The organism is Echinicola sediminis (genome assembly GCF_054777495.1).
Map to the genome: position 1 here is coordinate 20,110 of NZ_BAAHAP010000023.1, position 15,223 is coordinate 35,332.

At 44.0% G+C, this 15,223-nt stretch carries 10 protein-coding genes; 4 read left to right on the top strand and 6 right to left on the bottom strand.

Annotation, left to right across the window (positions count from 1 at the left end; all coding sequences use genetic code 11):
* Positions 1 to 94 precede the first annotated feature (94 nt).
* The 6 genes from ACYVAA_RS08170 to ACYVAA_RS08195 form a co-directional block, all read right to left on the bottom strand.
* Positions 95 to 1,246, bottom strand: coding sequence for a LamG domain-containing protein (locus tag ACYVAA_RS08170; protein WP_460540371.1), 1,152 nt, complete (start codon positions 1,244 to 1,246; stop codon positions 95 to 97).
* A 272-nt stretch (positions 1,247 to 1,518) separates the two neighbouring features.
* A complete protein-coding gene (locus tag ACYVAA_RS08175) occupies positions 1,519 to 3,300 on the bottom strand; it encodes an arylsulfatase (RefSeq protein WP_460540373.1) in 1,782 nt (593 codons plus the stop codon).
* Between the two features lie 40 nt (positions 3,301 to 3,340).
* On the bottom strand, positions 3,341 to 5,143 hold the full coding sequence (locus tag ACYVAA_RS08180; RefSeq protein WP_460540375.1) for a sulfatase-like hydrolase/transferase: 1,803 nt from the start codon (positions 5,141 to 5,143) through the stop codon (positions 3,341 to 3,343).
* Between the two features lie 25 nt (positions 5,144 to 5,168).
* Positions 5,169 to 7,271, bottom strand: coding sequence for a T9SS type A sorting domain-containing protein (locus tag ACYVAA_RS08185; RefSeq protein WP_460540377.1), 2,103 nt, complete (start codon positions 7,269 to 7,271; stop codon positions 5,169 to 5,171).
* Positions 7,272 to 7,439: 168 nt separating this feature from the next.
* Positions 7,440 to 10,226, bottom strand: a complete 2,787-nt coding sequence (locus tag ACYVAA_RS08190; RefSeq protein ID WP_460540379.1) for a VPS10 domain-containing protein — start codon at positions 10,224 to 10,226, stop codon at positions 7,440 to 7,442.
* Between the two features lie 138 nt (positions 10,227 to 10,364).
* The gene (locus ACYVAA_RS08195) at positions 10,365 to 11,240 is read right to left on the bottom strand and encodes an AraC family transcriptional regulator (RefSeq protein ID WP_460540381.1); all 876 of its coding nucleotides are present in this window, start codon (positions 11,238 to 11,240) and stop codon (positions 10,365 to 10,367) included.
* A gap of 168 nt (positions 11,241 to 11,408) precedes the next feature.
* Between ACYVAA_RS08195 and ACYVAA_RS08200 the strand changes: the two genes are divergently transcribed.
* Genes ACYVAA_RS08200 through ACYVAA_RS08215 form a run of 4 tightly spaced genes read left to right on the top strand, consistent with a single transcriptional unit; the run spans position 11,409 to position 15,210 of the window.
* Positions 11,409 to 12,491 (top strand): mandelate racemase/muconate lactonizing enzyme family protein, encoded by a 1,083-nt coding sequence (locus ACYVAA_RS08200; protein ID WP_460540383.1) that lies wholly within the window; start codon positions 11,409 to 11,411, stop codon positions 12,489 to 12,491.
* A gap of 1 nt (position 12,492) precedes the next feature.
* Positions 12,493 to 13,254 (top strand): SDR family NAD(P)-dependent oxidoreductase, encoded by a 762-nt coding sequence (locus ACYVAA_RS08205; protein ID WP_460540385.1) that lies wholly within the window; start codon positions 12,493 to 12,495, stop codon positions 13,252 to 13,254.
* Positions 13,255 to 13,261: 7 nt separating this feature from the next.
* Entirely contained in the window at positions 13,262 to 14,194 is a 933-nt protein-coding gene (locus ACYVAA_RS08210) for an aldo/keto reductase (RefSeq protein WP_460540387.1), read from the top strand.
* Positions 14,191 to 15,210, top strand: a complete 1,020-nt coding sequence (locus ACYVAA_RS08215; protein WP_460540389.1) for a zinc-binding alcohol dehydrogenase family protein — start codon at positions 14,191 to 14,193, stop codon at positions 15,208 to 15,210. Before ACYVAA_RS08210 ends, ACYVAA_RS08215 begins: the two co-directional genes overlap by 4 nt.
* Positions 15,211 to 15,223 lie beyond the last annotated feature (13 nt).

Consider the following 15,223-nt stretch of genomic DNA (forward strand, 5'->3'; position numbering starts at 1 on the left):
AGAAGTCAATATGCCTTGGCATATATTTACTTGATAAAATCATGATAATTATCGTTTGTCTTGGTTTGTGTTAATCACTTATTGTTGATGGTCATTATTCCAATTTCCAAGTCCTGACCCAGTCAAAAGTGGTCGTTCTGTCTTCAGCTGACATACCCTGCATTCCATCGGTATCAACAGGATATTGGTTCCAGTCATACACATTACTGGACATCGTCAGATACATGGGAAAACTGAAAGGGCCGCTTTTGGGATTCATTCTGTATACTTCCTTGCCATCCAGAAAAAAGATCAATAAATCCGGGCTTTTCCACCAACAACCGTAAACATGATAATCCTCCCATACCTTTTCTTCCAGATCTAATCTGTTTTCGTTTCTTGCATCTTCATATGGAGAGCAGTCCTCACTGGTTTGTCTATTGAGCACATTGGAATGCATCAAATGTGTCCATTTACTGGCCCATTGAGGATAATCCTGCTTCAGTTGTCCCACACTTTCCTGAATATCCAGTTCAGTTGTTCTTTTACATTGCCCATCTGGTATTTCCTTTTTGGCATTGATCACCCAAAAAGAGGAAGACATCTGAGTCTTGTTAGCCTTCATTCTGGCTTCAAAATAAGTACCTGGCTCGGCGGTAAATTTTGAGCGGATGATACCTCCTGCATATTCCCTGGTCTCCATTTTTTCAGACAATTGGTCCACCGTAATGGTAGCAGCGTTGCTGTTTCCATGATCCACTTTCACGGTTTCCTCGGAAAACAAACATTGACTGGAGCCTTTCCAAGGAAAGATCTCATTGGGACCATTACGCCATTTTTCGGGGTTCAATCCACTTTCACTTCTATCGTCTGATTCATTAAACTCATCTGACATTTCAGGAATTAATTCCCAATGGCTGCTTTCAGGCTTAGGATCTTGGCCTTCCAGAAAAATGGGGGCACTCCTTTCATTTACATTCTCATCTGAAGGATTCTTATTGGGTTTTAGTGGATCAGCTGAACTGGTGCAGGAGGCAAAAAAACAAAAGGTAGCCAGCACAGTCATGATTCGAAATAGCGGAATTGGAAAATTATTCCCCCTTTGCCCAGAAATTTTAATAATGCTGTCCTTTATATTTCCATGTCCATCCACCGGGTAAAGGCACATTTCAGGTGCCAGCAAAATGGGTTCCACACGATTTATTATCCTAAAGACTAAGACATACACCTTTTCTAAAAAAGAGATAAAATTAGCTTTGCTCATCATAGGGTTATTTTAGGTTTACAACAGCATGCTTATTTACTTGCCATGTCTACCTGTAAATATCCCCCTCCCGCCTCAAAGCCCATAAAACAAATGTTTTATTATATAGCAGGAATGTTCTTCCAGACTATCAACCTTATATATCCATCAACAAAGCCATTTTTCAATTATAGATTAGCATAACATCTGCTAAAAATCTCCTCCTTACTATCCCCTTTTTCATCAAATAAGCTCAAAGCATAATTCGTTCCACTGCTTGGACCAAGTTTAATGTCCTATTTCACTTTACTGATATATGTATAATAGACCCCGTAAATCTCATTATCCTCCAAAAAGTCATTGACCAATAGGGTCTTTCCCTTTTCAAGTTTTAGAATAAAATCAACGGATATCTCATCCCCTTCAATCTTTTTCTCATGGATTTGGTTCGCTATTTTGAGGCGTACTTTCCGGGGATAAATGGACTGGTATTCAAATCTGCTTTTCGGATTTTTTGATGGCACTCCCCAGATTGGCCCAGGACATTCTTCTGGCCACCTACGGCAAGATATTTTATAGGTTCCTTTTTCCAATATCTCCAAGGCATGGGTATTGTTGGTGTTTTTCATTCCTGCGGAAACCTGTTCTGTTTTCCATATCCCCTGGTCCTCTCCTATAGCGTGTTGAATGGTCAAGCTGATCTCCTCTTGTGCAGGATGTCCTACCACTGTAACCGGCAACTCCTGGTAGTTTCTGGTTCGAATGGCTCCTTCAATAAATCGGGAATTCTCATTGAGGAGTTTGGCCAATAGCTGTGGTTGCCTTTCTGCCAGATCATTTAGTTGCATTCTGTCCTGGGAAATATCATATAATTTCTCCCCGTCAACCAATCTCCATTTGCCATCTATAATACAAGTTCCCAACAATGGATGAGGTGGTCGCCAGTCTTGCTCATGATGTACAAACAATGTTCTTTGATCCAAAGCTTGGCTTTCCCCCTTTAGCAGTGATGAAAAATCAACACCATCCCAGGAAGGATTTTCTGCAACATTTAAACCGCATAATTTATTCAGCGTAGGGATCAGATCCACATGCTGAGTGGGAACACTTATGTCCTTGCCTCCTTGGACACCTCCCTTAGGCCATCTTATGAAAAAAGGCACCCTATGCCCCCCATCAGTGGGCGTTCCTTTTTTTCCCCTTAGCCCCATATTATAGCCTACCTTACCATCCGCACTGATACCGGCCGAACTGCCATTGTCCGTCATATAGATCACTACGGTATTTTCTTCCAAATCCTCTGCTTTCAGAAAATCTCTCAGGCGACCGAAATTCTCATCTAAATTGGTAATCATCCCGTAAAAATTGGCATTTACGATCTTACCTTCCTCTTCTAGTTTCTGGTAAGGCTTTGCATATTTTTCATCCACATAAAATGGGGAATGCGGGGCATTGGTGGCCAGATAAACGAAGAAAGGTTCCTCCTTTTTCTCTTTCATGTATTTCATGGCTTCCGCAAACCATACATCTGTACAATAGCCCTTGAATTGCTTGGGTTGATTATTGACATAATACACATCATCAAAATAGCTGTTCCCCCAATAATCAGAAAGTTCATTCACCCCTCCTGCCTTATGGTGAACCGCATATTCGAATCCACTATCGGTAGGCCTGGCCGGGTAATTGTCCCCTAAATGCCATTTCCCAAAAAGGGCCGTGTTATAACCGTTATTTTGAAAAATATCAGCCAGGGTCATAGTCCCGAGGGAAAGCATATCCCGGCCTTTATAGGTCGCCCATGCTCCATTGTGTATAGGGTATTGACCGGTCATTATAGCGGAACGGGTTGGGGTACACATAGGACTGACATGAAAATCCGTCATTCGAACCGCCTCATTATAAAACGCATCAATATTGGGGGTTTTGATCCAAGGGTTTCCGTGACAAGCCAGATCCCCGATACCTTGGTCATCTGTAAGGATCAAAATCACATTGGGTTGTTTTGAGCCCACTTGCCCTTTGGTAGGGTATACAATTGACATCAATAAGAGGAGCAAATAACTACTTATGAACTTCATTCCATTAACTTCTTTGGTTACTTAATATAAATCGAACGGACTATTCTGCCTTATTCCGGTATACTGTGGTCCCAGCTGCAGCATTTCCTCCCCAATCTACCTCCACCCTATCTTCATAGAAAATCTTTGATTCCAGTAGGCTTCTTAAGCGATCGGCTACCTCTCTATATTCCGGATCAAAAGCCAAATCATTCACTTCCTTAGGGTCATTTTGATACTGATATAGTGAAGGATCGACAGCTTCATAGGAAGCGTTAACAGCCCAGTCCATATTTTTGCCACGGACCTTGTCCGGTCTACTTTGCATGGAAAACAGAAATTCCTTATTCCGGATATATGCCCTAGGGCCTGTGACCGCATGGCTCTCACCAATGATGTATTCCCTCGCTGGAATGGACTTATCCGCTACTTTTCTTAGGTCGTATCCGTCCAAATAAGCATATTGGTCTCTTCGCAAATCCGCTCCTGCCGCCGCCATTATGGTAGGGGCAATATCCACAAACTCCGTGAAATCCTCCACCACCTTGCCTGCCGGGAATGCCTTCTTGTCAGATGAAACCACCACAATGGGATTATGTGTATCCACTTCCCAGGGAGTAAACTTGGATACCGAACCGTGGTCGTTTAGCTTCCATCCGTGATCGCCGCAAACAAACACAATCATCCACTCTTGATGGTTATGCTCACTGTATGCCTTGAACTTGGCCACTGCTTCCCCAATCAAAGCATCCCCATAGGCACAAAAAGCGTAGTAATCCTGAATCATTTTTTGCTTTTCTACATCGGTAAAATGATCCGAAAAACCATTGCTCACCTGCTTCATTATCTGATCTGGGAATTTTTCCCACTCTTTATCATCGAATTCGGGCACTTGATAATGATGTAGGGCAAATCGGTCCCGGTAATCCTCAGGAGGCAATACCGGTGTATGGGGAAAATCAAAACCCAAGTGACAAAATAGAGGCTTGGAAGGATCAACTCCCTCAAAAGTCAAACTGCCCATGCTGAAATTTTCGTCGGGATGGGAAAGGTATTCATCCAGCGCGCGAATATAGTACCCATCCCTGGTAAAACCTGCCGGACGTGGGCTTCGCCCTGAAAGGATCATCCCCGACTCGACAGACTTCCCCTTTTTTTCATTATAGTGCCTCAGTAAGTCATATTTGGCCAGCGTGGCTTCAGTGGTTCCTTTTTTGGAATAGCCCATTTCCTCCATTTTGATGGAGCAGTACTCCACCTCTCCTTCGGGAGTCACAAAAAACTCCACGTTTTTGAATGGCTCATCGAGCTTTTGTCCATTTATGCTGAATATCCAGTCTTTACCCCATTCACAGAACCCTTCCCTTGCTAGCAGCTTAGAATCAATACTGGTCTCGTATATCGGGGCAGCTACCATTCGGTTTTCTCTTCGGGTTTTAAGACGAACTCCCAGCTTTCCAATATGAAGGGTCTGATAGCCCAATTGCTGCATCTGTTCTGGTAAGGTGGGGCTTACATGTTCTGCCAAGTTATTGTGATACTCAAATTCATACACCCCGGATTTGAAGGGATACCTTCCAAAGTGCATGGCCGCACGGGAAGGAGCACAGCCCGGCGATTGGCAGTAAGTATTGATAAAGGTAGTTCCTTCAGCCACCATATTATCAATATTAGGGGACTCTATATATCCCAGTTCACTCATTTCCCGATCATGAAGGATTCTATTAAATGCACGAACCGCGTCATAGCGTTGGTCATCCGTAATGATCCAAAGGACATTGGGAGATTGGTTGAGCTTTTGTCCAAATACAGGACAAAAGATATTGCTCATCAAAGCCAACAATACTAAGTGTAGCATTTTCATTTCACAATGGATTTATTTGAACGGGTTATTTCTTGATTATTTTTTGGGAGACCGCCACTTTTCCAAGCTGTACATAGGCCGTATAAAGTCCAGGTTGTATCCCTTCAAGATTTACCAATGCTTTATCGGATAGCATCTTTGGCGGGTCAATTTTTACCTTTGTTCCATCCTGGGAAAACAAACTGATGAAAGCTTCTTCAGCACTTTGTTCCCTTCCCCAGCTAATCGAAAGCGTATGTTCTACAGGGTTTGGATAAAACCGAAAACCGGCATTTTCTTGGATTCCCTTGCTATCCTCGATTCCCACAATTACATTTTCCCGAACTTGCTCAAAACCATGGACCTGCAAGATCATGGAACTTATATGTCCCTGGGAATCGGGAAAAGTCACCTCCACCTGGTTTTGGGCCTGTAAAAAAGCATAGGGAACCGGTATTTCGATCATCCCAAAGAAATCATCCCTGTTGGACTGATCGTAGCCCTTCCAATTGTCAGGAACTTGCACGATCTTATCATTTACCTTAACTGTCGGCTGCTTACTTTTATCATGCTTCCTCCCAATACTCATCCTCAGTACAGCATATCCATCAGGCTTCTTTTCCACACCATCAAAGGAATAGCTAATAGGTGTATTGGCCAAAATAGGTTCCAGGTAGTTTTCAGGGTAATATTTTTTTGATACTACGGTATTTTCCAGAGAAGGAATTTCTTTCAGGTTTACTTCCAATACTACCGTTTCACCTGCCACAAGACTTAAAGATGGTGGAAGGTCGTCCCATTGTTCGATGATCATCTCATGAGCCTTGTCTGGATAGATTTTGAGTCTTTTGACGGTGATTTGGGAAACATCTGGAACATCATAACCTTCCAACTGGAACCCCTGCGACTGTTCATCCAAATTATTAAAGGCCAGATACAACATATTCCCATCCAGAAAAGCTTGGGCCTGCACATCAGGATTATCGGATTTGATCCAAATGCGTTCCCCTTTTACATTTTTCCATAGTTCATAAAAGGTGATCCGAGGGGTATATTCCCAAGCTGCAGGCGTGGGCTCTCCGATATTCGTGGGCTTCCAGAGCACGGCCTGATAAGGCTGATAATTATTGGCCTCGTTGATGTGCCATAATGCCTTGCCGGTAATAAAAGGAATGGAGATTTCCATCAGGTCTTCCCTTTCCAGCAGTCCAAACAAAATATGGTTGATCGAGCGGACCGTCTGGACGCTGGCCAAATCACTGTAATTCTCCCCATAGCCCTTTTCAATGGCCCCATATTCAGAAATGGCATGGGGCTTCACCGTATTCCATTTGATGTAACTGTAGTTTTCGATCAGGTCAAGAATCGCCTCAGAGTTGCTGCCACTTCTTTTATTATCCTGTCCTTCCACGTTTACCCCATCATATAAGTGCGTGGCAAAGGCATCCATATGCGCTCCTGCCACATCCATAAACATCTTCATATTTTCCTCCCAATGTCCAAAATCCTGAAGCTCCAAAGAAGGCCAAGCGCTGGAATAGCCGATGACTTTCATATTGGCCAAGGCCGGGCTCTGGTCAAATTTCTCTCCCACCTTACCATATAGTTTGGCCATTTGCCTCTTGATCCTAATGTTTTCATCATTGTTCCATCCGCCCTCATAAAAGTCCTTGGCATGGACAAAAGGCTCATTCATCACTTCAAAGAATTCAGGTCTTTCTTGCTCGCTGACCCAATGAGTAAAATAGTTCACCGCCCAATCTGCTGCCTTTTCTGTATCCATTCCGTCCACAAATGTGTTATAGGGATGTTCTGTTCCTATCTTTCTGGAAACAGGCCGTAAGGAATTGTCTCCTGTTTTGAATGCAGGATATTCGGCCACTTTACCTGTCTTTTGCTTGGCCGCGGAAAAAGCTGCCCAAAAGCCCCTCCCCTGTCCCACATTATATTGTTCATAGAGAGCGGTGTGCTCAGCATCATATCCCGAAGAGTGTATGGTAAAATATTTACTTCTATCCAAGGTAGTGACCTCGTTGATAAACCGTTGGCAGGTGGGGTCAAACTCTACCAAACTCTGTCCCAAGCTCTCTGAAGCCAACATAAAAAGACTGGCACTTAATGTAAGTGCACAAAATGATTTTAAATACATAGGTTATTTTTTTTGGTTTTGCTTACTTAAGCAGCAAATCAATGGTCAAACAGTTTCGGTAAAGATATTGAGACCAAGGAACTGTTACTAGTTGCTATGTTTTGACTTCTACAACTTATGTTTTCGAGGCCTAATTACCAGATCTTGCCAATTGCCATCTAGGATTGGCTATCTCACGGTAACGACGGCATAATCAGTGGAACCGCCTTCTCCTTCAGCCCTTACCCAAACCTTTGTCAGTCCAATGCCCTGAAAAGTGAGCTTACCTGTTTGGTCAACCGTGACCACCCCCGGATTTTCTGAGATGAAATCAAGTTTCTTCCCTTTAAGACTGGCATCTAATTTATCAACTTCCATTGTCAACTGCCCGCCCACTTTGCCTGCTACCACTGTTGGAGAAATTCTTAATTTTTGAATGGAAACGGGGCTATGGATCTTACCTTCATAAAAGCCACAACCCAAGGTAGCCAACCACAATTTGGATGGATCCTTAAGATCAAATTTCACATCCTCTATCCGGTGTGGTATGGTAATGCCCTCATTGTTTTTATGCCAGGACTTCCCTCTGTCCCAGCTAAAATAGATGCCTGGATTTTTGGCTTCAAAACCCAGGGACAGCACGATCAGATTGTAATCAAAAGGGGAAATGTCAATGCACTCCACACCTGCAAGAGGAAAGAGTTGCTCCCAGGTCATACCAAAGTCATCAGAAAACCAGAGCCCCTGTCCTCCGGTATAGTGTCCTGTAGAAATATACATCCTGTTGGTCAGGTCAAACTTAATGAACTGTACCCCTTCCACTTCTGGCGGCAAATTCACCTTAAACCAGTTTGCGCCCCGGTCTGAGGAATGGAACAATCCTCCTTCGGACTTTGGCGGGAAATAATCTTTATCATTTTTTTGGGCTGCTATGAAGAGTGATCGCCTGCTTTCATCTCTTGGGTCAAACTGGATATCATTAATCCTTGCAGGGACTGGCAGCCCCTTATTTCTTTGACTAAAGGTCTTCCCGTAATTGTCCGAAAAGAAAAAACCACCCTGATCGGCCTTGCTTCTGTCGACAATCTGTGTGATCCCAAAGTACATAAACTTATTATTCAGCGGATCGATGGTCAGTCCATTGGTGTAGAAGTCGTCCTTCCACCGCTTGGTAGCAGGTGTGGCAATGCCATAATTTTCCCAGGAATATCCCCCATCTGTACTTCGGAAGATGCATTCCTTATCCTCCTGCCGATTGGAAGTAGCATAGATTATTTTCGGATCATAGGGATCATAGGCCAGGTTGCTGACCGTCGCCTGGGTACTTGGAATGTATTCCACCGCCAATACACCATTGATATATTCACCTGTAGGAATCCATAGCCGGTGCTCACCAGAGCCAAATAAGGGGCTTACTGTTCTACGATCTTGGGCGATAGTCAAACCGGGAAGATTGGAATTGCCATGTCCCACCAGACCTCCATCGAAGGTTTGGGTCTCGTCCACCTGCTGCCAGTTTTTACCATGGTCGGTACTCAGCATAGTACTGTGATCAGAGATAATCATTACACTTCCATCTACACCGACATCAAGGGCCCTCATGGATCTCAAGGCATACTGATCTCCCCATCGCATATGCGGTGAGGCATGCCCTACGTCCATGTTTTCTGTTATTGGCTGATTCCGAGACAACCAATAACTACTGTCCCTGGCCCAAGCCTCCTCATAAAGCCTTGCTGTGCTTATCCAGCTTTTACCGAAATCCGAACTTGCCCACAAGCGGCCCGGCATGATCGAATTTCCAGTTTGCGGATCAGCAAAGCCCACATAAACAGCACCATCTCTACTGGGGTCAGCACTGATCATATTAAATCGCTGCAAGGCCTCAGAAGGCAATTCTGGATATTTTTGAAAAGCCTGTTTTACTGTAAGCTCAAACCATTCTGCCACATATTGGTAATAGTTTTCAGGTACCCCACCGGACAGTTGGTTGATATCCAGAACCATATTACCGTTTATTTTATGCCATGAATTGCCCGAATCTTCAGAATAAAATACGCCACCAGTGCAGCTGGTAGTCTTGGCATTTGGGTGGTATTGAACCTGATCAATCAGGTAGAGGACAAAACGATTGGTTTTAGGGTTAAAATAAAAATCCATATCCATAATGATACCATTGTCCAACTGTTTTTCACCGATTTGGGTCCAGCTGTCCCCACCATTCCCCGATCGGTACAAACCATAATTGGAAGAAGCAAATACCTGTTGCGGATTAAGTGGGTTAACAATGATTCTCCCTACCTGTGCTTTTGGATGCAGTCCCTTGGTTACCGTTTCCCAGCTGTTGCCAGCATCGGTGGTACGCCAAAGCTTTCCCTCATATGGTGACCTTGTTCCATGGGGATTGGAAGCCTTTAGGTCTTTATAGCAGGACAGCCATTCCTGTCCACGGACATTGGAACCTCCTCCTACAAACCATCTATTTTTATCAGTTGGGTCAATGGCCAGAGAAGCCACCTTTTTCTTCCAACGGTTAAGGTCTTCCCCATCTTCACCTGTTTCATACCAAGGGCAGTTTTTGACTACTTCCCATGTCCTACCGGTATCCTTGGTTATCCATAATTCTGAAGATGATATCGCCAAACCCATCTCAGGATTGGAGTAAGCATAGTATAGATCACGCAAATGATAAAAGGTACCATCCCCATCATCATCGGTTATTCCATACCAGCTATCCCCATTGTTATCAGTCTGGTAGGCATTCCACATATCGGGGCACAAAGCCACCTTCCCTGGAATGGTAGGGTGATAGCGCAGCAAGTTGGCAAATCCAGCATTTCCTGGTCCAAATTGCTGCCAGGTAATCTCTTGGCCAGAAGCCACTCGTTCTGACTTCAATCGCTTAAGATAGGCCCGTTGATCCTGGGCCTGAAGAAAAGTGGTACTCAAAAAAAGGAAGAATAATAAGCTTCTCATAACATGGAGGTTTTGCATTAAAGCTAACTGTAGCAGCTTTATTTCCATGCTCTTATTCTCCAGATCAATGGTACATATGTTTTTGGAATATTTTGCTTGTTTTAAAATCGATGAAATAACCTCCCTTGGGACAACTACTTACTTCTTTTTCTTGGTACCTGTAACTATATTTCTAAACTGCTGTCGGTAGCTCTGTGGTGACATGTCCTTATAACGATTAAACTGCCGGTAAAAAAAGGACAGGTTGTTAAAGCCTGACCGATAGCCTACCTCTGACACTGATAGGTCCGTTTCGATCAGCATCTGACTAGCCAGGGTAACTTTATATTCATTGACATAGTGGGTAAAAGTCTTGTCAAAGGTTTTTTTAAAAAACCTGCAAAATGCTTCTTTGCTAAGAGCCAGTCTATTTGCGACATCGCTCAAATTAATTTCCTCAAGTATATTATCTTTAATGTAGCTGTTGATCTGATTGACGCGATGACTCTCTTTACTGGATAAGTCTTTCCCAAACCCTGGGCCAGCCAGCAATGAGGTTTCTGATTTTGTAGCCAAAGTATGCAGAATCTGCAGTAGTGTCATCAACCGATCAAAAGGTGACTTATCGACCAAGCCAATAAAATCAGGTTCCAAGGACAATGCCGTCTGTTGGTCAAATGCGATTCCATAAGAAGAACCTGACAACAGTTTTCGAATGGCAACAAATTCGGGCATATCCAGCCAATAATTTAGTAAAGAATCATCCCATTGAATAATCACACATTTTACATGCTCACCCTTGTCGCCTATTGTTTTCCATGAATGCGGTACATTTTTACCAACCAGCACTAAATCACCACGATAAAACGGCTGCATTGAATCTCCTACGTACCTTATCCCTGTTGACCGCACCATATAGGTGAGTTCAAATTGAGGATGAAAGTGCCACTCCGCTTTGAACTCCTTATCTTCAAAGACTTTTACTTTAAATGAATATTCAGATGAAGTGGTTACCTGTCTTAACTGCGCTTTCATGGACTGGATGTGTAGCTAAAACCCCAATAACGACAGGAATTAACGTAAAAGCAATTAATAAATTTAAAAAGGGTCAATATAGTACACTAGTTGTACACAATGCTGTACAGATATTAGACAGTGATGAACCAATTTTGTAAAACATCATCAATATAGAACTTAAAATAAATGAAAGACCTAGCCATACGGGATGTAAAGCTCTATAAGGCATCCTCCGAACTCAAAAAGCCTATAGCTGATGCCACGCACACGTTGACAGAGATCTCTTTTATCGTAATGCGGATACAGTTGGAGAATGGGATTATTGGGGAGTCTTATCTCTTGTCCTTTCAATATTCTCCCAACGCTATTATCGGTGCACTTAAAGATGCAGCATCCTTGATCAAAGGATACAAAGCCTTCGAAACCGGGGTAGTTTATCAAAAAATGGACCATCTTTTCGAATATTTTGGCAATCAAGGCCTACTGAGATGGGCACAGGCAGCAGTAAACATTGCGATGTGGGATGCTTGGGGAAAAGCTCAGGGGCAGCCAGTACACAAGCTACTGGGCGTTACAAAAGAGCGGGTAAGCATTTATGGTAGTGGCGGTTGGCTCTCTTATAATATAGGCGAGCTCATAGAAGAAGTCACTTGTTATGCGGAACGGGGATTCAAGGCCGTGAAAATAAAAGTTGGTTCACCAAAGATCAGCACAGACTTGGAGCGCTTACGAAAAGTACGGGAAGCTGTGGGGGACAAGGTGGGCATCATGATGGATGCCAACCAGGGCATGGATCTTCCCTCGGCCATAAAGCTGGCCAATGGTGCCCGTGAGCTAAATATCAACTGGTTTGAAGAGCCTGTGAATCATCAGGATTTTCAAGCCTATCAAATACTCAAAAACCAAACAGGCATCTCGCTGGCCATGGGAGAGCGAGAGTTCGATACACTACCTCTCCGGGAGCTGGTCACACGCAATGCTTTGGACATTTGGCAGCCAGACATTCTAAGGATAGGAGGTGTAGAAGCATGGCGGGAAAGTGCTGCTTTGGCCTCAAGCTTTCATTTGCCAGTGCTTCCTCATTACTACAAGGATTATGATGTTCCTCTATTGTGTACCATTTCAAATGGGGTGGGTGCTGAATCGTTTGACTGGGTCGACCCTTTGATAGACAACCCCATGGTGGTCAAAGACGGTTATGCCCAGCCGCACGAAAAGCCCGGCTGGGGCTTCACTTTCATTGATGAAAAACTAACCGAAATCAAATAATATGGCACTTTCAGTATTTTCACTTAAAGGAAAACTTGCCTTAATTACCGGAGGAGGAACGGGAATAGGATATGGGATAGCTCAGGCCATGGTCGAAGCCGGTGCAAGAGTGGTAATCACTGGCCGTACAGAAGCTGTACTTCAGCAGGCAGTGGAAACACTAGGCTCACCTGCTACTTACCGGACAAATGATATCACAGACAAAAAAGGAATTCCCCATCTGGTCGCAGATATAGAAGCCAACGAAGGACCTATAGAAATTCTGGTCAATAATGCCGGCATCCACCATAAAGCGATGGCACAAGACACTACAGACGAGGATTTCGAAAGGGTCATACAGACCAACCTTATGAGCGTATTTGCCCTCACCAGGGAATGTGCCCACTTTATGCTCAAGCGTAAAAGCGGCTCTATCATTATGATAGGCTCAATGGCAGGGCTATTCGGTGTAGACAAGGTGGTAGCGTATGGTACTTCCAAAAGTGCACTCACTGGCCTGGTCAATTCCCTAGTTACCGAATACTCCTCAAACAATGTTCGTGTAAATGGCATTGCACCCGGATGGATTGAGTCGCAAATGTTTCTGAACGCTATCAATAATGACCCTGAGAGAAAACAACAAATTACCAACAGGATTGCTATGGACCATTTTGGCAAACCTGAAGATATTGGAAATGCAGCAGTGTTTTTAAGTTCGGAAGCTGCGCGTTACATCACCGGTGTTTTGCTTCCGGTAGATGGAGGAGCCACCGTAAATTTTTAGCAAGAAGATGAGACCGACATACATAGAAGATTATTCGATAAGTCAGGCATTTGACGGCCAAAGCCGCTTGGTTTATGGAACCTCAGGTCTGGGCGGTGTCTGGGGAGAAGTTGAGGCATCAGAATCTATCGACGCGATCTTGTTTGCCCTAGAAAACGGTATTTCGGTTTTCGATACCGCGCCCTCTTATGGTAATGCAGAGCTTTATTTGGGCAAAGCGCTGAGGCAATGGCGTGGAACCGATCCCTTCATAAGTACCAAAGTCGGAAGGCTTAAAGGAAATGATGCCTTTGATTTTAGATTGGATTATTCCCGGGATGCCATGACAAGAAGTCTGGAGGAAAGTCTCGAAACCCTCGGCATAGACCATGTCAACCTCTTATTTCTACATGAACCTCAGTTGGTCCCTTTGCAGGACATTGAGGCTATCCTTGAAACACTAAATGGATTCAAAGCACAAGGGCTGGTGAAAAAAATTGGCGTCGGAGGCAATCCAAATGCAGATTTTCTTCCTTATCTCACTCGTGAAAACTTCGATGTGGTATCCGGCTTCCTTAGGATGGATGCCTGTAATCTTTCACTGTTTGAGGGGGAAATTCAGCAGTATAAAAGAGAAGGTATTTCCTATTATGCGGCCTCTGCCCTACATTTTTCTTTGTTAGGCAACCGTTATGAAAAATATCAGCATGATGGGGAAGACGGTCAATGGATCAGCAAAGCTGATTTGGTCAATGCCAAAGCGGTCAAAGCAATAGCTGATGATTTGCAGATGCCTTTGCCCACACTTGCACAGCGCTATTTATTTTCCATTGAAGAGGCGGACCGTGTGGTAGTGGGTGCCAGAAACCTTGGGCAAATAGCTGCTACACTCAATGACTGGAAGCTTGGAAAGCTACCGGAAGATATATTCCATAGAATAACAGAAATTATTTTAAAATGAAAGCCATCAGACTCAACGAACCAGGAACCTGGGAAGTCTTAGAAATTTCGAACCCCGATCTACAACTTAGCTCCGATCAAGTACTATTAAAGGTCAAAAAAATGGGTGTTTGCGGTACTGATTTACACGCATTTAAAGGAACCCAACCGTTCTTTGACTACCCACGCATTTTAGGACATGAATTAGCAGCCGAAGTGATCGCTCTGGGCGATCAGGTCAAAAACGTAAATGTTGGCGACAGGTGCTCTATAGAGCCATATTACAATGAACAAATCGGGCAAGCCGTAAGGAGAGGCAAAACCAACTGTGGGGAACACCTGCGCGTATTGGGAGTACACGTGGACGGAGGTATGCAGGAACACATCATCCTACCGGCTCAATTCCTTCATCCATCCAAAACATTGACCCTTGACCAGCTTGCCCTCATTGAGCCATTGGCCATCGGCTGCCATGCTGTGGACAGGGCGGAAATATCGCATGAAGATATAGTGTTGGTGATAGGAACAGGTCCAATAGGATTGGCCACTATTCAATTTGCTCAGCTAAGCGGGGCCAGGGTAATTGCCATGGACATAGATGCCCGTAAACTGGAAAAGGCCAAGGAAATAGCACAGGTAAAAGAGACCCTACTCGTTTCCGACCACATCGAAAAGGAACTCACTTTGATGCTCAACGGAGATTTGCCCACAGTGGTGCTTGACGCTACCGGTAGTCCTCAGTCCATGCTCAATACCTTTAAGTACACCGCAGCTGGAGGAACCATCGTATTTATCGGTCTCTTTCAGGGAGATGTGGTATTCAATGACCCCTATTTTCACAAAAAAGAGCTGACACTTAAAGCCAGTAGGGCTGCTCTGAGCAGTGACTTTAAGCGCATTATCCGTCTTACTGAGGCTGGTAAGCTCCACCCAGAAGATTATATCACCCATCGATTGACTTTCGGTCAGGTACCTACCGAATTTGAAAAACTCTACACTTATGGTGGAGACCTGGTAAAAGCCATTATCGAATACTAATAACCTATTATAC

Excerpts from the sequence above, each read along its gene's own strand:
- ACYVAA_RS08170 (WP_460540371.1), bottom strand. The coding sequence starts at position 1,246 with ATGATGAGCAAAGCTAATTTTATCTCTTTTTTAGAAAAGGTGTATGTC.
- ACYVAA_RS08175 (WP_460540373.1), bottom strand. The coding sequence starts at position 3,300 with ATGAAGTTCATAAGTAGTTATTTGCTCCTCTTATTGATGTCAATTGTA.
- ACYVAA_RS08180 (WP_460540375.1), bottom strand. The coding sequence starts at position 5,143 with ATGAAAATGCTACACTTAGTATTGTTGGCTTTGATGAGCAATATCTTT.
- ACYVAA_RS08185 (WP_460540377.1), bottom strand. The coding sequence starts at position 7,271 with ATGTATTTAAAATCATTTTGTGCACTTACATTAAGTGCCAGTCTTTTT.
- ACYVAA_RS08190 (WP_460540379.1), bottom strand. The coding sequence starts at position 10,226 with ATGAGAAGCTTATTATTCTTCCTTTTTTTGAGTACCACTTTTCTTCAG.
- ACYVAA_RS08195 (WP_460540381.1), bottom strand. The coding sequence starts at position 11,240 with ATGAAAGCGCAGTTAAGACAGGTAACCACTTCATCTGAATATTCATTT.
- ACYVAA_RS08200 (WP_460540383.1), top strand. The coding sequence starts at position 11,409 with ATGAAAGACCTAGCCATACGGGATGTAAAGCTCTATAAGGCATCCTCC.
- ACYVAA_RS08205 (WP_460540385.1), top strand. The coding sequence starts at position 12,493 with ATGGCACTTTCAGTATTTTCACTTAAAGGAAAACTTGCCTTAATTACC.
- ACYVAA_RS08210 (WP_460540387.1), top strand. The coding sequence starts at position 13,262 with ATGAGACCGACATACATAGAAGATTATTCGATAAGTCAGGCATTTGAC.
- ACYVAA_RS08215 (WP_460540389.1), top strand. The coding sequence starts at position 14,191 with ATGAAAGCCATCAGACTCAACGAACCAGGAACCTGGGAAGTCTTAGAA.